The 22,665-nt window shown below is 48.1% G+C and carries 20 protein-coding genes and 1 pseudogene; 11 read left to right on the top strand and 10 right to left on the bottom strand.

The window, feature by feature from the left end; translation table 11 throughout:
* The 4 genes and pseudogenes from DXZ20_RS05400 to malQ form a co-directional block, all read right to left on the bottom strand.
* Positions 1-1,864, bottom strand: a 1,864-nt coding sequence (locus DXZ20_RS05400) for a hypothetical protein (protein ID WP_250565639.1), incomplete at its 3' end; no start/stop codon positions are given.
* A gap of 240 nt (positions 1,865-2,104) precedes the next feature.
* Positions 2,105-3,685: a gamma-glutamyltransferase gene (gene ggt / locus DXZ20_RS05405; RefSeq protein ID WP_163696881.1), complete on the bottom strand. Its 1,581-nt coding sequence runs from the start codon at positions 3,683-3,685 to the stop codon at positions 2,105-2,107.
* Positions 3,686-3,848: 163 nt separating this feature from the next.
* Positions 3,849-4,613 carry a response regulator transcription factor gene (locus tag DXZ20_RS05410; RefSeq protein WP_163660800.1) on the bottom strand — a complete coding sequence of 255 codons (765 nt, stop codon included), beginning with the start codon at positions 4,611-4,613 and terminating at the stop codon, positions 3,849-3,851.
* A gap of 329 nt (positions 4,614-4,942) precedes the next feature.
* Positions 4,943-6,460, bottom strand: a pseudogene (malQ, locus tag DXZ20_RS05415) (4-alpha-glucanotransferase); the annotation flags it as partial.
* A 206-nt stretch (positions 6,461-6,666) separates the two neighbouring features.
* Here malQ and DXZ20_RS05420 point away from each other — a divergent pair.
* The 4 genes from DXZ20_RS05420 to DXZ20_RS05435 all read left to right on the top strand — a co-directional run bounded on the left by DXZ20_RS05420 (position 6,667) and on the right by DXZ20_RS05435 (position 10,396).
* Positions 6,667-7,092, top strand: a complete 426-nt coding sequence (locus tag DXZ20_RS05420; RefSeq protein ID WP_163696885.1) for an NUDIX domain-containing protein — start codon at positions 6,667-6,669, stop codon at positions 7,090-7,092.
* Positions 7,093-7,324: 232 nt separating this feature from the next.
* Complete coding sequence (locus DXZ20_RS05425; RefSeq protein ID WP_163696887.1) at positions 7,325-8,530, top strand: sigma-70 family RNA polymerase sigma factor; 1,206 nt, start codon at positions 7,325-7,327, stop codon at positions 8,528-8,530.
* Entirely contained in the window at positions 8,527-9,660 is a 1,134-nt protein-coding gene (locus DXZ20_RS05430) for a DUF1822 family protein (protein WP_163696889.1), read from the top strand. Before DXZ20_RS05425 ends, DXZ20_RS05430 begins: the two co-directional genes overlap by 4 nt.
* 193 nt (positions 9,661-9,853) lie before the next feature.
* A complete protein-coding gene (locus tag DXZ20_RS05435; protein WP_163696892.1) occupies positions 9,854-10,396 on the top strand; it encodes a sunset domain-containing protein in 543 nt (180 codons plus the stop codon).
* A 23-nt stretch (positions 10,397-10,419) separates the two neighbouring features.
* Here the strand turns inward: DXZ20_RS05435 and DXZ20_RS05440 are convergent, their stop codons facing one another.
* Positions 10,420-11,403: a GlxA family transcriptional regulator gene (locus DXZ20_RS05440; RefSeq protein WP_163696894.1), complete on the bottom strand. Its 984-nt coding sequence runs from the start codon at positions 11,401-11,403 to the stop codon at positions 10,420-10,422.
* Positions 11,404-11,504: 101 nt separating this feature from the next.
* On the opposite strand from DXZ20_RS05440, the gene DXZ20_RS05445 reads away from it, so the two are divergent.
* From DXZ20_RS05445 to DXZ20_RS05460, 4 genes are all read left to right on the top strand, one after another.
* Complete coding sequence (locus DXZ20_RS05445; RefSeq protein WP_163696896.1) at positions 11,505-11,885, top strand: Cif family virulence factor; 381 nt, start codon at positions 11,505-11,507, stop codon at positions 11,883-11,885.
* A 72-nt stretch (positions 11,886-11,957) separates the two neighbouring features.
* Positions 11,958-12,098 (top strand): hypothetical protein, encoded by a 141-nt coding sequence (locus DXZ20_RS05450; RefSeq protein WP_163696898.1) that lies wholly within the window; start codon positions 11,958-11,960, stop codon positions 12,096-12,098.
* A gap of 73 nt (positions 12,099-12,171) precedes the next feature.
* Positions 12,172-13,095, top strand: a complete 924-nt coding sequence (locus DXZ20_RS05455; RefSeq protein WP_163696900.1) for a formylglycine-generating enzyme family protein — start codon at positions 12,172-12,174, stop codon at positions 13,093-13,095.
* Between the two features lie 387 nt (positions 13,096-13,482).
* The gene (locus DXZ20_RS05460) at positions 13,483-13,809 is read left to right on the top strand and encodes a hypothetical protein (protein WP_163660779.1); all 327 of its coding nucleotides are present in this window, start codon (positions 13,483-13,485) and stop codon (positions 13,807-13,809) included.
* Positions 13,810-13,935: 126 nt separating this feature from the next.
* On the opposite strand, the gene DXZ20_RS05465 is transcribed toward DXZ20_RS05460, so the two are convergent.
* Positions 13,936-14,970: a hypothetical protein gene (locus tag DXZ20_RS05465; protein WP_163696903.1), complete on the bottom strand. Its 1,035-nt coding sequence runs from the start codon at positions 14,968-14,970 to the stop codon at positions 13,936-13,938.
* 124 nt (positions 14,971-15,094) lie between these two features.
* Positions 15,095-17,461: a single-stranded-DNA-specific exonuclease RecJ gene (recJ, locus tag DXZ20_RS05470; protein WP_163696905.1), complete on the bottom strand. Its 2,367-nt coding sequence runs from the start codon at positions 17,459-17,461 to the stop codon at positions 15,095-15,097.
* Positions 17,462-17,624: 163 nt separating this feature from the next.
* Here recJ and DXZ20_RS05475 point away from each other — a divergent pair, with 163 nt between their 5' ends.
* The 3 genes from DXZ20_RS05475 to DXZ20_RS05485 all read left to right on the top strand — a co-directional run bounded on the left by DXZ20_RS05475 (position 17,625) and on the right by DXZ20_RS05485 (position 21,478).
* Entirely contained in the window at positions 17,625-18,818 is a 1,194-nt protein-coding gene (locus DXZ20_RS05475) for an AI-2E family transporter (RefSeq protein WP_163660773.1), read from the top strand.
* Positions 18,819-18,885: 67 nt separating this feature from the next.
* Positions 18,886-20,421, top strand: coding sequence for an AAA family ATPase (locus DXZ20_RS05480; protein WP_163696906.1), 1,536 nt, complete (start codon positions 18,886-18,888; stop codon positions 20,419-20,421).
* A gap of 622 nt (positions 20,422-21,043) precedes the next feature.
* Positions 21,044-21,478, top strand: coding sequence for an FxLYD domain-containing protein (locus DXZ20_RS05485; RefSeq protein WP_163696907.1), 435 nt, complete (start codon positions 21,044-21,046; stop codon positions 21,476-21,478).
* Between the two features lie 58 nt (positions 21,479-21,536).
* Here the strand turns inward: DXZ20_RS05485 and DXZ20_RS05490 are convergent, their stop codons facing one another.
* The 3 genes from DXZ20_RS05490 to DXZ20_RS05500 form a co-directional block, all read right to left on the bottom strand.
* Entirely contained in the window at positions 21,537-21,836 is a 300-nt protein-coding gene (locus DXZ20_RS05490) for a YggT family protein (protein WP_006515111.1), read from the bottom strand.
* A 266-nt stretch (positions 21,837-22,102) separates the two neighbouring features.
* Complete coding sequence (locus DXZ20_RS05495) at positions 22,103-22,420, bottom strand: ssl2009 family thylakoid membrane protein (protein WP_163660767.1); 318 nt, start codon at positions 22,418-22,420, stop codon at positions 22,103-22,105.
* Between the two features lie 12 nt (positions 22,421-22,432).
* Positions 22,433-22,665: uracil phosphoribosyltransferase (locus tag DXZ20_RS05500; RefSeq protein WP_284681664.1), on the bottom strand; the 233-nt coding region annotated here is incomplete at its 5' end.

The raw sequence follows: 22,665 nt of genomic DNA on the forward strand, positions 1-22,665 counted from the left end.
GCAGATTGTAGTCTCCCATGGCCAGCAGGTTTTCCAGGGAAGCCCCTTGAACCGGACCTGCCAGGGCAACATCGGCATTGAGATTACCCGCGAGCGCCTGGGCAATGCCCAATGCCTGTAAATCGATATTATTAGCGGCGATATTGGCCTGCCAGCTATCTGTCCCGACGTCACCGCTACCGGTTAGAGTACCTGCACCCACCTGCACCAATGCCTGGGGAATGGAGAAACCGCCATCGGCAAACACTGCCGTGGCATTGGCTGGATAAACCTGACCGCCATAGGCAAGGGTGGGGGCCTGGACATTAACTCGGGCTTCTAAGGCAGCAATGGGACCGGTAACTGTTGCTGTCGCAACAATCGCGCCCAGGGTGACTGGCAGTTGCTCAACATCATAGAGCGCAACAATCGCATCCCCTGGCACATTCGTCGCCGTAGCCTCAAAGTCCAACTCTGGTGGGCCATCGGGTAAATTTGCCAGATTCAAAACACCACTACCCGTGACTTGCCCCCCAAGCTCGGGGGTGGCACTAATTTGAGCCACCGTCACCGTGTTTAATAAATTTTCAATGCGATCGCTTTCTAGCACCACATCAGCATTGACATCATTCAGCACCAGTCGATCAACGGTGACTGGGCCATCAGCCACAACCCTGGCAGAGAGTTGGGGCTGCAAAATTGGCCCCGTAATCGCGATGTTGCTGTCAAAAACACCGCTTAGAGCAATGGGCGACTCCACCTCAGAACGCTCTAACAGCTGTTCAAGGTCCACATCTGCAACCTGGGCAGTCAGGTCATAGTCGCCATTCCAGTCAACGGTACCCGTGGCCGTAGCCACCAAGTCTTCATAGTTTCCCCTGGCGCTGTCAACCGTAATCGTAGTGCCCTTAAATCGAGCTTCAGCATCGATATCCTCGATAGTATTACCCCAGGGGCCCGTATTTGGCAGGGATGTCAACTGTAGCTGACCATTATCAAGGCTACCGGCTCCATCCACGGTTACCGGTTGGTCTGGCAAAAATGAAACGGTCCAGTTACCGCTAACCCGGCCAGCCGTCGCTGCCAGGGGCAAATTCTGTTGTCCTAACGTGGGCAACAGAAAGGCCAAACCCGTCTCAGCAGCGACTCCTTGAGCATTGACATTCAGCCTAATTTCTTGCTGTATAGGCTGTTCATCATTCCCAGAAGGTGTCGGCACTACAGCACCAGTGATTTCTAAATCACCCTCGTTGGGCGGTGTGATGGTGGCTGCAAACTCTATTCGTTGTGCCTCCTGGCCATTAACGTCCACTGGCTCAATCGCCACAGTGCCATTAAGATCGACCAACATTAACGGTGTCGGCTCTGCCCCATCCGCTGGTAAGGGGACCACAGTGATTTGACTATCTACCAAATCAATATCATCCATCCGCACCTTGATCAGCGGATCTTCCACCGGTTCAAATGTGGGTACATCAATGCCTAGCCAGCCATCATCTGGGTGCTGCTCCACATAGCCCTCGGCCCCGACTAACCTGAGGTCAATCTCTAGCTCCCGTTGGAATAGCACCTGCAGTGGATTAAATCCCACATCTACAGTCTGCGCCGTCGCATAGGTGGGATCGGTTTCCGTAGCATTTAATTTAGAAGGCCCTACCCGTAAACCATTCCAAGAGAGGCCCTGTAGGTCACCGAGTTCTAATTCACGTTCTAAAAGAGTGGAGAGTCGCCGTTCCAATAGCGGCGTTAATCCTCTATTGATAAAAACCCAAGCCCCTATGGCGGCAGCGGTGCCAAGTATGAGGGTACCTGCCCCTAGGGTAATGGCTACTTTTTTCCAAAATAGCCGCCCTTTAGGAGGTCTATCTGTATTAGGCGAAGTCATGGGGGCATGGAACTACGTGCGCGACTACTCTAACAAACTTCCATCAAGGATTTTTGTAAGATTTGAAGTGAAACCAGGGATGAAGCTGCGGCAACGACTAAAGGTTGCCGCAGCCGGTTAGAGATGTTGCCAAGGTTTTAGCTATTTCCTGGCCAGCCAAATAACCTTTTTCTAAAAAATTTTTATTTTGCCTTTATTTATCTTTTGTGAACCGATCTGAAGGGTCTGCTCGATTTCACTCTAACCAACGCCAATGGCTAAACCGTCACTTCGGGGGTCACAGGCCCCAAAAAGACGGGTCTTCTGCACCTGAATCATGTGGGCATGGCCCATGGCTTCGGACCAATTCGCCTCGATTTGAAGCTGATGTTTGCGCTGGCGTAGCCCATGGCAAATGTCATCACTAATACGTCCTTCTAACGCCAGTCGAGCAGACGTTTCACCCCAGGTACGGCCCCAACGCCAGCGGGGCATATTGATGGCAGTTTGAATATCGACGCCCAGATCTAAGACACGGGTAAGCAGGGCAACTTGGGTTTGAGGCTGACCTTCCCCACCCATGGTCCCAAAAACCAGGTGAGGTCGTTCATGTTGCAAAGCCATCCCAGGAATCAATGTCTGGAGGGGGCGTTTACCAGGAGCTACTCCATTGGCATGGTTGGGATCAGGGGAAAAGATAGCACCTCGATTGTTAAGCACAAAGCCTAGCCCTGGGGGCGCAACGCCACAGCCATAGTCAAAATATAAACTTTGCAGCCAGGAAACAGCGTTACCGTAGCGATCTACAACCGCTGCATAGATAGTATCGCCCCCCTTTGGCAAGGGGTTTTCAACTCGGGCCTGGGATAAATTAATTTGAGTTCTTAGCCGATCGGCATAGGCCTTTGAGGCTAACTGCTCTAGTGGGACATGGGTAAATGAGGGATCGCCAATCCAACGGTCGCGATCGCAAAACGCCAGCTTAGTCGCTTCCACCATCAGATGGTAATAGCTGACCTCATCCAAATTGGCGATGTCGTAGGGCTCAATTAAATTCAGAATCTGCAACACCGACAGCCCCTGAGTATTGGGGGGCAGCTGATAGATGGTATGGTCTCGATAGGTGGTCGTCATCGGCTCCACCCAGTCGCTCTGGTGATTGGCAAAATCTCCCAAGCTCAGGGGACTCCCCAGGGGCGCAACATAATCAACAATGGCGCGGGCAATAGGCCCACGATAAAAAGCATCCACACCATCCCTAGCCAGGGTTTCCAGTACCTGTGCTAATGCTGGATTTTTAACCGTGCAACCAGGACGTTGTTCAGGGGCCAAAAATGTGGCTGCTGCCCCAGCGTCCCTAATCAATAGGTCTCGATCTTTCCGAGTCCAGCGAAACTGGGATGACGACAGCGGGTAGCCCTTTTGGGCCAGCTCTATAGCAGGCTTCAGCAGAGATGCCCAGGGCCACTGCCCAAACCGTTGATGGGCCTCCCACCAAGCATCAACAGCTCCAGGTACCGTTATGGCAGCGGCGGCCCCTCGCTGCGAGAGCACCATGGGCTTATTCAAGCAGGCAGCCGAACGACCTGATCCATTCAAGCCGTTTACCTGCCGAGTGGACGCATCATAAATCAACCACAGACCATCCCCACCCAGACCATTCATGTGGGGATAGGTAACTGACAGGGCAGCACTGACAGCAATGGCTGCATCGACAGCATTGCCACCCTGCTGCAAAATTGTCTCACCAGCTTTGGCGGCAACCGTGTGGGGTGAAACCACCATGCCGTGGAGAAACTGTTTACGATTTACCGCAACCGGTTCATGGGGGATTTTGACCATAGCGAAGAGGGTTGGCAGTATCCATCCTACGCCCCATAACAATTCACTATCCTGTAGCCCTTGGGCATAGATATGCTTAAGGGCATAGATATCTTAACAATCAGTCAGCTATGGATTCGGACCAATTGCAGTATTAAGTACTGCAACTTTGCATTCTAATCATTTAACCCAATCGATAACCAAACCCACGCACAGTCTTCAAGTACTTAGGCTTACTTGGATCTTCTTCCAATTTTTCGCGCAACCAACGGATGTGCACATCAACTGTCTTGTTATCCCCCATAAAGTCATACCCCCAGACACGATCAATAATCTGATCTCGGGACCACACCCGACGAGGTCGTCCCATAAACAGCTCTAGGATTTTGAATTCTTTTGGCGACAAGTTAAGTTCAACATCGTTGAGAAATGCCCTGCACTCATTGGGATGTAGCGTAATACCCTCAAAGCGCAGTGCGGAACTATCTTCTGACTTAGCCGTAGATTGATAGCGGCGCAGCAAAGCCCGACATCTAGCAATCAGCTCACGCATGCCAAATGGCTTAGACAGGTAGTCATCGGCACCCACTTCTAAACCGACAACGCGATCCATTTCTGTCCCCTTGGCACTGAGGATCAAAATGGGCACATTCAGACCTCGATGCCGTACCAATCGACAAAGATCTAATCCATTCATTCCTGGCAACATCAGATCCAAAATCACCAGACTGATGTCTGGAATTGCATCTTTGCTACCATCAGCCGAACCCAGTAATTTCTCTAACGCTGTTGGGCCGTCTGCGGCAACGACAATTTCAAATCCTTCTTCAGCTAAGGCCAGCGCTACTGTCTCTCTGATCAGCTCTTCGTCTTCAACGACTAACACTCTACCTAAACCTACCCGCAGCGAGGACTGGATAGGAGCTAGCCCGCTAGAAACCATGGCCATACATGTCGCCTTAATTACCTCTAGGTTGGATTCTATCAGGGATATTGCAAGGAAGACCCCTGTTTGAACTGATCATTTTCAGTAAATTTGACTACACGTCGAGTTGTGTAGGGGAAACTCCACAAGCTATAAACCAGTCTTCCACCTCTGTTAACTTGACCCATAAATCATTCTGGAGCGTTAACTAAATTTTTATCTTCTCGAAATTTTTCTATTAACTTCGTTTACAAACACAGACAAAGTTAATAGAGATTTTCATGACAAAACTTAAGCAATGGCTACGTCATTGCCCGATCAATATCAAGTAAATCCATCAAGATTGACGATGTTTAGGGCCATTGATGGGTAGCGCGCCCGTACAACTCTGTGAGGGTTCTAAATTGATGGCATACAGTGGGATTCAACATGGCAGCATCAAACCGCCACTCCCAGTTACCTTCGGCGAGTCCTGGGGTATTCATGCGGGCTTCGGAGCCTAGACCGAGTAAATCTTGCAGGGGAACGATAGATAGAGTAGCCACAGAAGACAGGGCCAAACGAATCATCGCCCAATGCACTGATTCCGGGGCCACACCACCCACAAAGTCGATCAGGCGTTGTTTTTCATAATCATTGGCTTTGCTATACCAACCAACGGTGGTGTCATTGTCGTGGGTGCCTGTGTAAATAACAAAATTGCGATCGCAATTAAATGGCAAATACGGATTACGATGGTCCGAGCCAAAGGCAAACTGGAGAATCTTCATGCCTGGGAAACCAAACTTATCCCGCAGAGCTTCTACTTCAGGGGTGATGATGCCAAGATCTTCTGCTAAAAACGGCAGCTTACCCAATACTTCTTCCACCCGTTCAAACAGCGGCACACCGGGTGCTTCAACCCACTGACCATTCATCGCGGTTTCTTCACCTTCAGGCACCGCCCAATAGGACTCAAACCCACGAAAATGATCAATGCGAATCTGATCCACATAGGATAGGGACGTTTTAATTCGTTTAAGCCACCAATCAAACTGGGTTTCTTCTAGCTCTTCCCAGTTATAGGTGGGGTTCCCCCACAGCTGACCGGTTTCACTAAAATAATCCGGCGGCACCCCTGCCATCTGAGACGGCAGCAGTGTCTCAGGGTCCACCATAAAGTTCTCGGGGAATGCCCATACATCCGCACTATCGTGGGCCACATATATCGGCATATCGCCAATAATCTGAATCTGTCGCTCATTAGCATAGGCTTTGAGGGCAAACCACTGGCGACAGAACTCAAACTGGAAAAACTTCTGCAAAAAGATGGCATCCGCCAACTTAGTTCGCCACAGGTCTAACGCTTCTGGTTCCCGCTTAGCAATTGCCCGGTCCCAATCAGTCCAGCTGGCCCCCTGATTGGCATCCTTCAGCGCCATAAACAGACTGTAATCCTCTAGCCAAAAGGCCTGGGCCTGACAAAACTCCTGAAACTCTTGAGGCTCCTTCACCTGGAATTTTTGAGCCGCTTTCTTTAGTAATTCCAGCTTATGGGGAATCACTTTGTGATACTCCACCCGCTCAGCGGAAAACTCAGGCACCTCTACCAGATCAGCTTTCTCCAATAGCCCCTGCTCTGCTAATTCATCTAAGCTAATCAACAAAGGATTACCGGCCATGGCCGAATAGCACATGTAGGGAGAGTTACCGTGGCCCGTTGGTCCTAGGGGCAAAATTTGCCAAAGCTGCTGTTTAGTTTCCACTAAAAAATCCACAAAACCATAGGCCGCTTGTCCCAAATCTCCAATGCCATAACGACTGGGTAGCGACGTGGGGTGCAACAGAATACCACTAGCTCGGGTGAATGCCATGACGAAGGGTGAAGAATAAAGGGTACTGGGTTAGTTGAAGGGCAATGCCCACTGTTTTATAAAGGCATGGATGTAAAGACAGGGAGTCGCACAGCCGTTCTTCACCAAAGCAAAGTCTAAGAGCTTAAGCTTTGACAATGTCTTGGCCTTAATCCAAGCCAATTGACTTTAGCATGGTTATTTGATGCAAGACCGTCCTGTTAAGAACACCTGTTAGCGACCCTATGGCCTATCGCAATCCCGCTCCCACTGTCGACATCATTATTGAATTAATCGATCGACCAAATCGTCCGATTATTTTGATTGAGCGGTTGAACCCACCATTAGGTTGGGCAATTCCCGGTGGTTTTGTGGACTACGGCGAGTCGGTGGAAACAGCCGCAATTCGCGAGGCGAAAGAGGAAATTAGGTTAGATATCAAGCTACTAGAGCAATTCCATGTGTATTCTGACCCCAGCCGGGACCAACGTAAACACACCATTAGTATTGTTTTCTTAGCGACAGCTACTGGAGAACCCACTGCGGGGGACGATGCCAAAAACTTTAAGGTGTTCGATCTATGGGAGCTGCCTGATAGTCTTTGCTTTGATCATGACAAGATTCTGCAGGACTATTGGCATTATCGCCATTATGGAAAACGACCGTGCTAAGGCTATTGGCATTATCGCCATTATGGAAAACGACCATACTAGGACTAAAGCTATGGCAGAGTCGTCTTTTGAAGCATTGCGGCTAAATCAAGTACGTCAATTTATAAGTTAACCGTGATCTTACGTAGAATCGAACGCATTATAGTATCGTAACCCTTAACCCTGAATGGAGCCAGAACTAATGACCCACAGGATTTGTCAACGTACTGCTGTGCAATTTTGTAATTAGACAATGCGTCCCCGGACTGACATTTTGGCAATTTTCTCCACATTTATCCAGTTCGAGGGAGATCGGTTTGATGCATGGGTATCTGAGCCACGCCTGGCCAGAAACATGCAACAGCAACTGCTTCAAAATAGACCATTGGAGCATTCAGAAAAGGATTGGGTCCTATATTGGTATCGACTCAGAGAGGAGAATCCTGACGCCACCAAACATCTATGGGCCTATTTGCAAGAACCCTGCTATTGGGCAGCCGATCATGTGACCCGTCGGTTTCCCATGGTTCAGTGCTCCCTTGCAGATGGCTTTCAGATTGCGATCGCACACGTTGATCGAATTCTCAATGGCTACAATCCTGACTACAGCAGCAATCTCAGAGCCTATGCCCGCACTGCATTTGGCAACTGCCTTAGAGACCAACTGCGCCAGCAACAAGCCATTAACATCAGTAGCGACTGGGGATTATTACGCAGACTGAGTCAAACGCAGTTAAAAAACTCCCTACAGTCAGCCGGATACATCCACTTAGACCCCTTAATCTTGATCTGGAAATGTTTTAAAGATGTTTGCATCCCTGAGCCAGGACGGTTAGTTCGCGGATTACAGCCTCCAAACAAAGAACAATTACAGGCCATCTCTGCACGCTATAACCAACTTCGTTACAATCTGATCCCTAACTCTAACGGTGTAGATATAAGTATAGATGTTGGTACTAAAGAACTCTTGAGAGAGCTCACCCAGTTAGCTGCGATCGCGAGATCTTATTTGACACCTTCTATAACATCCCTCAATCAACCTCAATATGATGACTCCGGTGAAGAACAGCTAGATGCTCTACAAACCCATGACACTCCAATGACAGAGCTACTCGCTACTGAAGACTATAAAGAACAGCAACTACGTGCACAGCAAATTGGAGCCATCTTGAAAAATGAAGTGGCAAATTTAGATGCACCTAGTCAAACATTGTTAACCTTGTATTATCAGCAAGCACTTACCCAGAATGATATTGCCAATCAGCTAGATATCAAGCAATATCAAGTATCTCGTAAGCTTAGTCGAATCCGTCAACGCTTACTTCTCAGTGTTACAACCTGGAGTCAAGAAACCTTGCATATCCCCAATGAAGCTACCGTACTAGCTAGTGTTAGTGAGGTAATACATGAGTGGTTGCAGCGTCACTATTCCCCAGAGTTACCAAAGGTATTGGAATGAGCGTGTTATTTGACAATCCCGTACAGCCTGTTCTGGAAGTACCAACCGACCCGATCAAGTGGCAGCATAGTACGTCCATTTCCGATCCAGCTGCTCGCTGGCGTATCTATTTACACTCTTTGGGGCTAGAGGCACTCATGTCATGGTTCCAGGAAGAATTTGACCAAGCTGTGGGTTCATGGCCCCATGCAGCCCCCTTTGACATCTGGCATGTTGTCGAGGGCTTACCCCTATCACTGGGCAACAACCGAATTGTGGTAATTCTTGCCGAAACAATCGATGCAGCGGAATTAAGAGTACCTCAAGAATGGGTTGATCTACCTGGCTGGTCTGCAGATTATTACATTGCTGCCTACGTTGATGTTGATGAGCAACACCTGGTGTTGTGGGGCTACACGACCTACGGACAGCTTCAATTTAAGAGTGACTACGACCCTGCTGAACGTGTCTACCGCCTTAAGGAGATAGATTTAGTACAGGATTTTTCTACCTTTTGGGTCGCCCAGCAAATGGAACAAGTCCAATCTAGCCCAATAGATATGCTGCCTGATTTATCCGCCACTCAAGCGGAAAGCCTAGTGCAACAATTAGCGCATGTACCTGACCCTAGGCTAGCAATCAATTTTAGCCAGTGGGGTGCATTGTTTAGCAACGACCAGTGGCGACAAGCTTTATATATCAAGAGACAAAATGCCACTACCGTCAGCATCGAAGACTGGCTAGAAAATATCTTTGAGCAAGGCTGGCAAAGCTTAGATGTGTTGCTTCCTCAGTCTCAAATATCGAGGTTGCGCTCAGATGCTGACGGAACAGCTGTTCTCACCTGTGGCAAAAAGATCTTTCTGAATACTGCTCCCGATGATCTGTTGCTGATGTTTAGTGTGGATATTGAGGCCAACAAACGTCGTAATATTCGGATTCAGCTTTATCCATCTAGCGACACCATCTTGCCTAACAATGTCATGCTCGCCTTAGAGCTATCAGAAACTGGGGAACTGCTAAAAAGTGTAAAAGCTGGGGCGCATGATGATTACATCCAGATTCCTCCGTTTCGTTGTTCAGCCGGTCAACGACTGAGGGTCCATATCCAGCTTGCCGAAAGCACCTGCCAAGAAGACTTCATTAGCTAAACGGTTGTCAGAGATATACAGTCTCTTGATGCCATCAAGTTAGTTGGGGATAACAAATCACTTAGAGCCCCCCCCCTGAACCGCAATGACTTTATTTTACATAGCCTCACAAAAGCGTTAACTATACTGTCCTGTCATCCCATAATCAGACTAGTAAGCCTACAAAATAGGCATCAAGTTTAGGGAACAGTCCATGAAACCTATTTTGACGAAAGGGCAGTTAATCACCTGGAAAGAAGGCAGAGGCTTTGGCTTTATCAAAGCCCATCATGGAGGTAAAAACGTCTTCCTCCATATCAGTGCGCTTCCAGAAAATAGTCCTCACCCTAAGGTGGGCGATACTATTTTGTATCAGCGAGTTATCACTCCAAAAGGAAAAGTCCGGGCGGCGAAAGCATCCATCGCAGGCATCAAACCTAAATCACCAAAACCCAGTTTCCCTAAGCAAAAAAAAAGTGGGCGAATTCAAACTATGATCGGCGTGATTATGCTATCTGCCATGGCTCTAATCATTCTGGAGTTTAGGTCCAGCCGTTCTCCTGGCCTGATTACTGCCATTACCAAACCAGGTTGCACCATTAAAGGTAACATCTCCATCAATACGGGCAAAAAGATTTATCACCTACCAAATATGGCAGATTATCAAACAACCGTAATCAGTCCAGAACAGGGTGAAAAGTGGTTTTGTACAGAGGCAGAGGCTATGGAAAAGGGCTGGAGTAAAGCCTCTAAATAATTTTAACCAACTGCGCCTCAAAGTTAGCTAGTCACATCAGTTATCACTCGTACAGAAAATCGACGTCTATATTCACTGGGTTGCAGCCCGATCAACCGATAAAAGACTTTTCGAAACGCACCCTGATCTTCATATCCAACTTTCCAGGCAATTTCACTAAACGAGGTTTGAGAAAACTCTAGCATTTCTCTCGCTTTACCTACCCGCAAAGCCTGAAGATATTCAATGGGTTTCATGCCAGTCGCTTTTTTGAAACGACGTAAAAATGTGCGTTCTCCCAATACGGCCACAGTCGTCATATCAGCAATAGATATGGACTCACTGTAATGGGCTTGAAGCCAATGCTGTACTCGCAATATCGCCTCATCACCATGGTAGAACTGAGGCGCAAACTTGCTATAAAACCGTTGTTCTCGACCGTTAGGATCAATAAGAAAAAACTGGGCCACCTCTAGCATTACTGAAGGGCCTAAAAATCGGTCAATCAGACGCAAGCCCAAATCAATCCAAGCCGTCACACCTCCTGCGGTGATGATATCGCCATCCTCAATTACCATCTGCTCGGTCCGCACTCGCACCTTAGGAAATTGAGTTGCCAGCACCTCTTTCAAAGCCCAATGGGTGGTAGCAGGTCGGCCATCTAGCAAGCCAGTACGAGCCAGTACAAAGGCCGCTGTACAAATAGAACAAATGACAGCTCCTCCGTCATGTTGTGTTTTTAACCAGTCCAATAGCACAACGTCTGGCTCATCTGTTCCTTGGCTTTCAAGATTAGGGGGAATAATGACTACCGTTAGTTGATTTGGGCAGTCAGTATTATCCAGAACCTCTACGGATCCTGACTTCGGGGCTAGCTGCCAACGGCTGACTGACAATGGTTCCACAGTTCGTGGGGTATGCTCCATCGCTATCCGATTAGCTGTAAAAAACAGGTCCGTCAGACCATAAACCGCTGACAGCTGTGCACCAGGATACATCAGGAGACCAATCGTTATCTGCTGAACCATAGGTTGTCAGAAATGACATCAAATAAGTCGATTTTGACACTGTTTTTCCAGTTTGAGTATCACTAACCTGGGTAATGTATACCGGCAAAGGAATCCAAACAATGAACCAGGTCCCTCAAAATTCAACCTTGTTAACAGCTGTCAATGAAGCTAGTTCAAGATGGAAAATGGCATTTAACACAGGTGATGCCGCAGGCTGCACAGCTCAATATGAGGCATCTGCCATCATGCAGGCTATTCCCTTCGGTACTTTTACAGGGCACGCTGAGATCCAAGCATTTTGGCAACAACTGATTGATGATGGTTTTTCTGATGTGGAGTACATCGAACCTAAGATCGAAGTCCTGGATGCAACAACAGCTGTTTTATCTTCGAAATGGAAGATGAACAAGGCCCATGGAGTGATTCATAAAGAGCTATGGGTTTTGCAGGCTGATGGTACTGCTAAGCTGAAAGAAGATAGGTTCGAGGCGCAAGGTTAACTGCATGTAGGAGATAAAATATACCGCCCTGAGAAGCTTGGTAATACGTGATTCGCATTGTAATTTGCAGGGATGGCAAAAGGCACAGCCACTTTTAGATCGTCTATTTTTATTGGGGATATTGTTGTCGAGACCGCTAGGGTTGAGGGCATTCAACAGTTTGGTCTGGGTTTGGGACCGCCGGGCGTAGTACAGGCATCCGTTTCGACATAATGCCGATAATATTCACAGCCCATTCTCAGGCTAACGCTTTAAGATGTCATACGTCTTGGTGAGAGGAACAGCTATGACAAGGTCAATCCATAGAAACTTGAGTCTGTTGTCGCTGTTGATGCTGATCGGCTGTCAGGATGTCACGTCTGGATCTACGCCTGAGATGACACAGGCGGACTGTGAGGCAATGCCAGGATTTGCATATGTGGAGGGTGGTGACTTTATTGCAGGTAGCGATCGCACCGAACGCGACTACGCCTATCGCATCAGTGCAGAAGGGTTTGCGGATTCGCCCGAGGATGTGGCTACAGCCGAAGCGGGCTACCGTCAGCGGGGTTGGTTTGAGCGGGAACCAGACAGACGCACAGAGACGTTGCCTTCATTCTGCATGGGCCAAAACCTGATCACCAATGCGGACTACCAGGCATTCGTGCTAACAACAGAGCATCGATCACCAGGGATTTCGGCAGCGGATTATCAGGAACAGGGCTTTTTAGTCCATGACTACAATGAGGTGGAACCTTATCTGTGGCATGAAGACCAATATCCAGCAGGGCAGGAAAATCATCCGGTGGTGCTGATTTCCTATGGAGATGCGGTGGCCTATGCAGAGTGGCGCTCTGGTCAAGATGGCGTCAGCTATCGGCTACCGACAGCATTGGAGTGGGAAAAGGCAGCGCGGGGGACAGATGGACGCTACTTTCCTTGGGGTCGTGAGTGGCGAGATGATGGGACAAATTGGGCCAAAAATGGTCCCTATGGGACAAGTGATGTAGGGACTTATCCATTGAGCCAGAGTCCTTACGGCATTGAGGATATGGCAGGAAACGTATTTGAGTACACCAGAACTCTGACTAGAGGTGGCGCTGAGGTTTTCCTCAAGGGCTGCAGTTGGGACGATTTCCCCGGTTTTTGTCGCGCCGCCTACCAGCATGATCGGCCTGTAGAGTCTCGACATATCCTATTTGGGTTCCGCCTGGTGATGGAGGACAACTAAGTCCTAAGCCACAAAAGTGCGGACATCCCCAACCCTGTTAAAGAAAAGATTCTCACCAATCTCTTCCTACAGACTCAATTGACTGAAATATTAGCCGAATATCCGAAATATTTAGCAGAGGCTATCCTGGTCCATCATAGCCAGTATGCTGGGCGGTTTTCTAGAATTAAGGCCCAAACTTTAGCTAGAGTTTTGCAGCATTGCCCCTATTTCCGTAGCCTGTATAAGCACAAACGGAAATCACAATCCCCATGTTCTACTTCACATCCTGGTAGGTCAACTTTAAAATTAGGGCGTTGCTGTAGATAAAGGATTATGGGTCGTTTACATTGGTTATGTCTGCTTAGCCTAGTTTTACTCTTACAAGCCTGTAGCAGTTTTGGCACCATGCCACCTCAATCAGTCATAGAACAAGGCCTAGCCATCAAAATGGCCCAAACCCAGCAGGCACTAATCATTCATCTAGCGCCCAAAGTACCTCAACTGCCCAACGTTAAACTCCGTCAGGTTGAAGTAACCCTACGCGAACCTCAAGATGACGATATATTTCACATTCAAGGCACCTACCAAGCTACCATCCAGCTAACCAGTCGAGAAAAAAAAGAATCTGGTCCATTTGATCTCTACCTTGCCAGAGAGAAAACAGAAGATACCGTCAGCTGGTTTTTGGTATCCGATGATCATAGAGAATTATTAATAACAAACCCTACGTAACACAAAGATAGCAGAGTACATTGAGCTTAATTCTAAAGGCTCCCTAATCATAAAAATAGAATGAGAAAACGTTCTCTTTGCCCTCAACATCGTATATGTCATACGTAAATGTGTGAAAAGAGAGGCCTATCTTTGGTCTATACGCTGATCGGCAAACTGACGAATAAATCCGAACTTGTTCAACATGGTATTAAAAGGATCGTCAGTTTTTTTCTGTAACCGGTGTAGATCGTCTGCCACGCCATAGACTCCATAGGGCGTCAGAAAGAGAAACTGAATCAGGTCGGGTTCAGGGAGAGCATGGTCCTCGATGGGAGATGCTTTTGGCAGTAGCGTTTGAGCCATTTGAACAATTTCTTGAGCGACTTGGGCCACCTTGAGGTCAGCCCCCAACCCAACCATGCCACCCCCTGATGTGGGCCGAAAAGAAGCCTCGCCAGATAGAAACGCAGTCAACGATATCGCCCATCTTTCCGATGTGCGCTCATCCATCATACCAACGTCCATCAGCACAGCATACACTGGATCAATAGCACTGTCAGAACCCCCTGCCTGGCCAGCATCAATGTTAAAAATAGCCTCGCGCCAGGTTTGATAATCCGGTGTTATTCTCATGCGGTGATTGGAGGCATTGAACTGCCGTTTGTGCGGATTATCACCTTGCAAGGGTGTTTCACCTAAAAACTCTTTGATGGCTTGCAACGCTGCATCTACACCCTCACCATCATTGTAGTAGAGCATCTCTTTTTTCTGATCATCGCTGGTTGCAAACGTTAGGTTGTAGAACCAATGCGTTCCATAGTTACCATTGCGCTTTTTATATCGACGTTTGTGGGTACCTACACTGACATTCTGTAGTGTGGAGAATTGCAGCTGCCAACGTTTAGTGCCAAGTAGGGTTTTGCGATCGCATCTAACTGCATCAACCGTCTTATCCAAGGTTAACGTTTCCGACTGTAGCGCCAGGTAGAGCATATACAGGCCATAGGCTCCCAAAGCCGCCAGTAACCAGAAACCATAGGCAGGCACTTCTCCACTAGAAACGATAAGGATACATCCCAATACTGTTAGGCTCAAAATAATCAGTGGCAAAATCAACCCGTTGCGATCGCTGGCACTGACAATAACAAGTTCTAAATCAGTCTGTTTATTAATTCTCATCAGAATAGAAGCACGGCGCTGTTAGCTCAGGCTCAGCTTACAGCGCCACGGTGTTGCCTCAGCAGACATTCATGAAAAGTTAAGACATCAACTCAGGCTTGGGATTGTTCTAGTACTCATACGCTTATCGCTCCATAACCGTTTGAGCAACATTTACAGGCACATCAGAAAAGTACTTTCGCTGAAACTGTTCTTCTCGTAAACTTGCTAAGAACAACCGTAGCTTAGTCTGTTGTTGTTCTGTTGTTGCAGCCAGACTCGCATCATATAGGAGAGTGATGGCCATAGAGGAAAATAGTAAAGGAGATGGGGAAAGCCCCCCGATTTCCATAGGCGCATCCAAATCAGTCTCTCTGATCTGAAACCCTAAACTACCCAATGCAGCTAACCCAGCTCCTAACGCCACCTCTCCCAGCTCCAGCTTTGTCATTAGTTCTGCCACCGTCACACATGTCTCCGTGCGCGCCAGATACTTGGCAATACCGACTAGCCGCTTCCACACCTCAATCGGGGGCACCGGCTCAGGCTTGTCATAGGCCAACACCAAAGGCGCATGCTGCTGGTTAGCCTGATGAAACCAGGGGCGCAGGTCTTGCCATGCCGTCGGACACTGGGTAACCACCAGCGCATCGGATACATCTGTTGCAGCAGATTGGGCACGACAATCAATCACCTGCTGCTTGGGTATGGCCATCGACACAGCAATCTCAGACTCCACAGAGCGCACATCGATCAACCGCACCTCATAGCCGCCATACTGGGGCTGTTTCCGTCGAGAATAGGCATTAAAATCTAGCTCTACCACCACATCACAACGACCCACGGGCAGGTCATCTTTATAGTGGCCCCACCACAGTCCCGGAAATCCAGCTGTCGACGTATCGTCCTTGATCAAAAAATGGGTTTTGATAAATCTCAGCTTACGATGCGAGATTGGGTCTTTAATCTTCTGATGCCAAGTATTATCAAACCAAGCATGGCGAATCAACAATCGGGGCACCGGATTGCCCATGCCATAGGGCTCTAGCAAATTTAGCTGCTGAAATAACTCCTTACCCAGCTCACATACGCTCACGTCCAAGTCCACCTGAATCATCGGACCAGAGGTGACTCCCACCTGCCGCAGCTGCCGGTTCAGGGCATCGGCAAACACACCGACATTCTCCACCGGCAACGTCATGCCTGCCGCAAAGGGATGCCCGCCAAAGCTAGTTAATAGATGCGCCTGGTCTGTCACTAGCTGATACAGATCAATCTGATTCACTGACCGAGCTGAGCCCCGCGCTACCTCACCATCAATGGTGAGCAAAATTGTTGGCTTGCCGTACTCCTGAGCCACTTGACCAGCAACAATTCCCAATACACCCGTTGGCCATTGAGCATCGGCTAGCACAATTACCTGGGCAGTGGCCATATCTACCCCACTCAGCTGCTGGCTCACCTGAGTGTAAACATCCTTTTGCAAGGCCTTACGACGGGTATTGGCGATTTCCGTCTGTTCTGCTAGCTCCTGACAACGGTCTGGGTCTTGGCTGGTCAGCAGCTCAACGCAAAATCGGGCATCGCCATGGATACGGCTAACGGCGTTGATGCGGGGACCAATGCCAAAGGAAATGTCCGTAGGGCGATCGCCGGTTCGACGACACAGCCTCAGTAGCTGAGCCACCCCAGGACGAATTGGATCGTCTGTTGTTAGATGGGTCTGCAGTTGACGAATACCAATTTGTGCTAAGTAGCGACAGTCGTCGCTCAGCTGCACCAAGTCTGCAATTAGACCAATGGCCACTAAATCCGTCAGCTCTGCCAGAGGCCGTGTGGGTGTCAGACAGCCATAGAGTGCTTCGATTAACTTGTAGGCAACCGCAACACCAGACAGGTTAGCCAGGGGATGCTCGGGTTCAAAATAACGTGGATTAATGATGGCGACCACGTTCGGTCGCTCATCCGGCAAGGTGTGGTGATCGGTAATGATCGCATCGATCCCCAGCGTCCGGGCATGATCGATTTCTTGGAGGTTAGTACTCCCATTGTCACAGGTGATCACTAAGGTTGTCCCTGCATCTGCCAGGGCCTCAAGGCCATGGATAGACAGACCATGGGAATCAGTCAGCCGGTTAGGGATAAAGTAGTTGAGCTGTCCATCTGGAAAAAACTGGCGTAGACCATCCCACAACACCGCCGTAGAGGTAATACCATCCGCATCAAAATCTCCCCAAATCGTGACGGTTTCTTGATGCTCCACGGCCTGAAGAATGCGCTCCACAGCTTGCTTCATTTCTGAGCCAAAAGCAGCTGGTGGAGTAGGCTGATAGGTATCAGGGGCAATAAACGCTGTTAGTTGCTCGGCTGTGCGAATGCCACGTTGCCACAGTAGTTCCGCCGCTCGCTTTGGCGGATTGGGTGAATTCGCAATCGTCTGGACAGTCTCGACCCAATCGGTGGAAATCGTCTCGTCGTTGGGGAGCTGCCACTGAGGAGTGGGTGTGGTCAAAATAACGGTGAATAGGCTAGTTTTTCTTTTGAAAGATTTTTATTTGTAGTAGGTTAGCTAAAATGGGCGGAATTCCGTCTGGTTATGGTGAGGTAGTTCTGTATTGGAGCAAATCCGATAACCAGTAAGCATAGTATGCCGTGGTGATAGTCAGGAGTATTTCGTGAAGCTTGGTGAATGGATTGGCCTGATCAGCATCTTAGCGACTTTCTATATTCTTTGGGCGCTACGGGCAATTTTACTGTTGGTGTTTATGGCAGTGGTGCTTGCGATCGCACTTAACAGCTTCGCACGTCGTGTACAGAAAACAGGCGTTCCCCGACGATTTGCCGTCCCCCTAGTACTGACGAGTAGTTTTTTAGTCGTTACCCTCTTTTTAGTTTTAGTAGTCCCCCCCTTTGTCGCACAATTTGAACTGTTAATCGCTCTCATCATTGATGCTATTCGCGAGCTCCCTGAAACGCTGGCTCAACTTGAAACGTACTTACCCGATCAGTTTCGTTTGCCCGAATTAGAGGAATTTATCAACTGGGCGACCTCTCCAGACTCAGCATTACTCAATGCTTTTAACAATTTAGATATTTTCAACAACTTTTTTACATTTTTCAACTCCTCACTGAGAGTTCTACTCCAATTTCTTCTGGTATTAATCCTATCCCTAATGTTCTTAGGGAATCCAACCATTTACCGCAACACTTTACTACGTCTCATACCATCCTTTTATCGCCGACGAGCAGATGGCATTTTACAAGATTGCGAAATCGCCCTATGCAACTGGATGGGAGGTATTGTTCTCAATTCAGTTTTTATCTTCTCTTTAAGTTTTGTCGGTCTGTGGGTATTACAAATCAAGTTTGTGCTAACTCATGCCCTACTAGCAGGCGTTCTCAACTTTATACCTAACGTCGGACCCAGCATAAGCGTTATTTTTCCAGCCATGGTGGCCCTTCAAGACCCCACCAACCCTTTAAAGATTGTTCCAGTTATTATTTGGTATGTCATCATCCAACAGATTGAAAGCTACTGGTTGACGCCAACGGTAATGGCCCGTCAAATCTCTTTGCCACCAGCATTCACCCTAATTTCCCAAATTTGTTTTGCCTTCATATTTGGTTTTCTCGGTCTTGTGTTAGCCCTACCGCTTGCCGTTGTCGCTAAAATCTGGCTACAGGAACTCGTAATCAAAGATATTCTTGACCAGTGGGAGGTTCCTAATTTTGCTCCTTGGAAAGTAGCTGTAGCCAATGGACCTGACAGTCCAGAATCTCTTCTTGATCAACCGGAACCATTCTCTGGAATCACACCGGACTCCAATGAAGAAGTTAAGGAGACAGGTAGTCCCATAAATAACGGCTAATCTGTTACTTTTCCTTTCTATTACTATCTGGGCATCCTGAGCCCAGCTACACCTGGATCGTTACCTTATGCCCTTTGCTGCCAGCGTTCGTCACCTGCAAACCTTAATCATGTCGTTTCATCCCATCATTGTGGTGGAAACAGTTGAAGAGGAACGCATACAGCAACTAATCAACAAAGCCACCCTGGATTTGCAACTCCCTATCTATGAATGGAGTATTGCTCAAGGGCTAGTCCGACTTGAGGGTAACCAGTATAACCGCTGGCAAAACGAATATGCACCACCTGGAGCCAGTCGTGCTGCTGTGGATCATGATACGGCTGAGCCCGTTGATGCACTGCGGCACATGCAAGCCGTTGCCCACCGCGCCATCTATTGGCTCAAAGATTTTTCTACCCACTTTAACGACCCGGTGGTCACCCGACTTTTCCGCGAAGTTGCCCAGCAGTTTGCCCACAACCAGTCCACTCTCCTGATCTCAGGTGAGCAAGTATCTCTATCACGGGAGATCGGACATGAGGCGGTCTATTTTGATATGCCTTTGCCTGATCGGGATGAATTGCATAAAGCCATTGTGGAAGCCGTACAGGCATTACGGGGACGCATCAAGGTCAAACTAAGCCCAGAGGAAATGCGTACCCTGGTTAGCACAACCCAGGGAATGACGCTAAACCAAACCAAAAAAGTGATTGCCTACGCCGCCCTAGAAGACGGTCACCTGACAGCCAAGGACATTGGCCGAGTCCTAGAGCGCAAGATGCAAATTATCCGTGAAAGCGGTTTACTTGACTATATACCGGTTGAAAAAAACACAGCTGAGCTGGGCGGTTTCGACAACTTAAAACATTGGTTAAATCGTGCTCGCACAGGCTTTAGCCCCCAGGCTCAGGCCCTAAATCTCACACCACCGAAGGGCATCTTAATCGTAGGCATCCAGGGCTGTGGAAAATCCTTAGCGGCTAAAACCATTGCCCGTGAATGGCAAATACCCTTGCTCAAGCTGGATGCTGGGCGGCTCTACGATAAGTATGTGGGCGGCTCAGAAAAGAACTTTCGCCAAGCTGTTTCTCTAGCTGAGAAAATGGCCCCCGCTGTTCTGTGGATTGATGAAATCGAAAAAACCATGGGGGGTACCCAGAGCATGGATACGGATGGTGGTTTAAGCCGTCGCCTCTTTGGTTCGTTCTTAACCTGGCTCCAGGAAAAATCCCAAGAAGTTTTTGTTGTTGCCACAGCCAATGATATCTCACAGCTGCCGCCTGAACTGCTACGCAAGGGACGCTTTGATGAGATTTTCTTTGTGGACTTACCCGATGCACAAGACCGCGCCAAAATTCTTACCATTCATCTCAATCGCCACCACCAAACTCCCGGAAATTTCAACATGGCCGAACTGGTTCAGGCTACCGAGGGCTTTAGCGGTGCCGAAATTCAGCAAATTATTGTATCAAGCTTATATCAATCCATACACGAGCAGTGCTCACTCGATACACCGTTACTGGTTCAAGCCATTAAAACAACCGTTCCTTTATCGATCTCTCGTCGAGAAGATATCCAAAGACTGCGTTGTATGGCGACCGATCGATTTGTACGAGTTAAGTAAATCTTCCGTCACATATCAAGCTACAGGGTAATCCCTGAGACTTTGCCGTGGGCATCCACAAGGGCGTGCCCCTACGGGACTGTCCATTTTAATGGGGTTACTGAACTCGGAGTTTGTATAACGCCTGCCCCCCCTGACTTCTGACTCCTGACTAATAGCTCCCAGTATCACAGGGCATCCACCCAGTAACCAGAAACACTGAGTTCATTCTTTGCCGAGAGTTTATGTAAACGCTTACTAAACAGATCTTACAGTTTCTAACAGACAGACAATGTTTTCGGGAATTCTCTGGAAAAGCCCTGTAATGTTGAGTGCCTGCTTTTATTTGCCCACAGCTTTTTTTACGCTTGTCTGACACACCAGTCAGCTTGTCTGACACGCCAATCAGCTTATCTGACAAACTATTCCGCCATTCTGGAGAAACCTCCCATGACCCCTGCTCAAATTCAAGGACTTTGGATTTGCCTTAGCTTTTCGCTGGCAATGATTTTGCTAACACCAGTGCTCGTGTGGGTATTGCCCAATCGTCAGCAAACCGTTTAGAGAAGCACTTGTGCCATCAGGGTATGTTTTTGGCACCATAGACCCGGTACCATAATTAAAACCTACCCTGATTCTTTCCATGGCTTTTCGTGCAACCATTGTCGCCTTTTTAATCATGTGCTTTGGGCTCATGTCATCACCAGCCCAGGCGATGACACCGTTAGATGTGTCTAACCTCGCTTACGATGAGTGCCCAGCCGAATATGCAGAAGGCATCGTTGACTCAGGCAGCCTTGGCAAAGCTACCTGCTACTTAGTCACAGGCACATTGACCAACAACTCTGGTAAGCCCATTCTCAATGCTGATATTTTTGGTCGTATTTACGACAAAAACAACAATCCAGTCATGCAAAATCGTGGTCGACTCGGTGGCGTAGACTATGTTCCCCCTGGCAGTAGCGACTTTGAAATCCGTGTGTCCATCGCTGCCAATCAACCCCCACCGCTCAAGTTAAAGAACTTTAAGGCCTCTGGATTTGTAGGCAAAGTCAGACGCCAGGGTCGAATAGATTAAATTGAAATCTTTGAGAACAAACTTTGCCCACTCTGGAAACATTGTTGCATGCAACCCGCTAGAAGCTCGAATAAGCCATGTAACCACTTGCAGCCAACGCATAGGTTGCTTGCACCAGAGCACTGCGAACAAACTGAAGCACAATAAAGGCCAAAATCGCAGAAAAATCAATTCCACCCAAAGGAGGAATCACCGATCGGAACAGATTCAAGTATGGATCGGTAATCTGACTAAGCGCAGACAGGAGAGGGTTTCCCCAATCTAAGTTTGGTAGCCAGCTAAGCAGCACCCGTACCAACAGCAGAGCTAAATAGATACTGATAAACTGGGCTAACGCTGCAGGAATGACTTGAAGCATAGGTATCCTACCTTACGAAAATAGAGAATAACTCTAGGGCCTGGTGTTTAGTGTAACCGATGAGTTCTACAACCTAAAAGGGGTTTGATTCAAAGCATTACAACTTGAGTTTACGGTACCTCTCACCCCTTAGTAGAGTGTTGAAAGCCGATATAAACCGACAGTGTTGCTAATCTTCAGAACAGTTCTATCTGAAAGATACGGATATAGCGCAATTTTGCTAAATCCATGCGTCCCCTAAAGTCAATAGCAGCAAACCGACCGCATTAATCGGTGGTCGATGTTTCATAGTCAGCAGCTCGACCATTAGTACTTCCCAATTGCTCACGGACATCCTCAATGGCCGCATTTAGCTCAGAAATTTTATCCTCAAGACCGCGACGAGCAATTTCCATGCGTTCATCGTCACTTATATCAGCCAAATTTTGGCGAATATCTTCTGACAATTGACTAAAACTTGTACTTTTGTCATCCTCTACACGATTAATCCGATTGGCGGCAAGTACTCCAGCCACACCACCAACTAGCCCACCCAACAGAGCTCCTAGAAAAAATCCACCAGTGAAGTTACTCGATTGACTCATGATGTGACGTGATTAATTAGTACCAAATGTGCGATCCCCGGCATCGCCTAGACCTGGAACGATAAAGCCGTTTTCATCCAAACCTTCATCGATAATGCCTGCATAAATAACTAGTTGGGGGTACGCTTCAGCAAGTTTCTGTAGCGCTGGGGGAGCCGTTACTACTGAGACAATCCTAACCAGAGACGGATCCACACCACGCTTCACTAACTCTGCCATAGTGGCCATCATTGTACCGCCCGTCG

The organism is Adonisia turfae CCMR0081 (genome assembly GCF_011009555.1).
Lineage (GTDB): Bacteria > Cyanobacteriota > Cyanobacteriia > Phormidesmidales > Phormidesmidaceae > Leptothoe > Leptothoe turfae.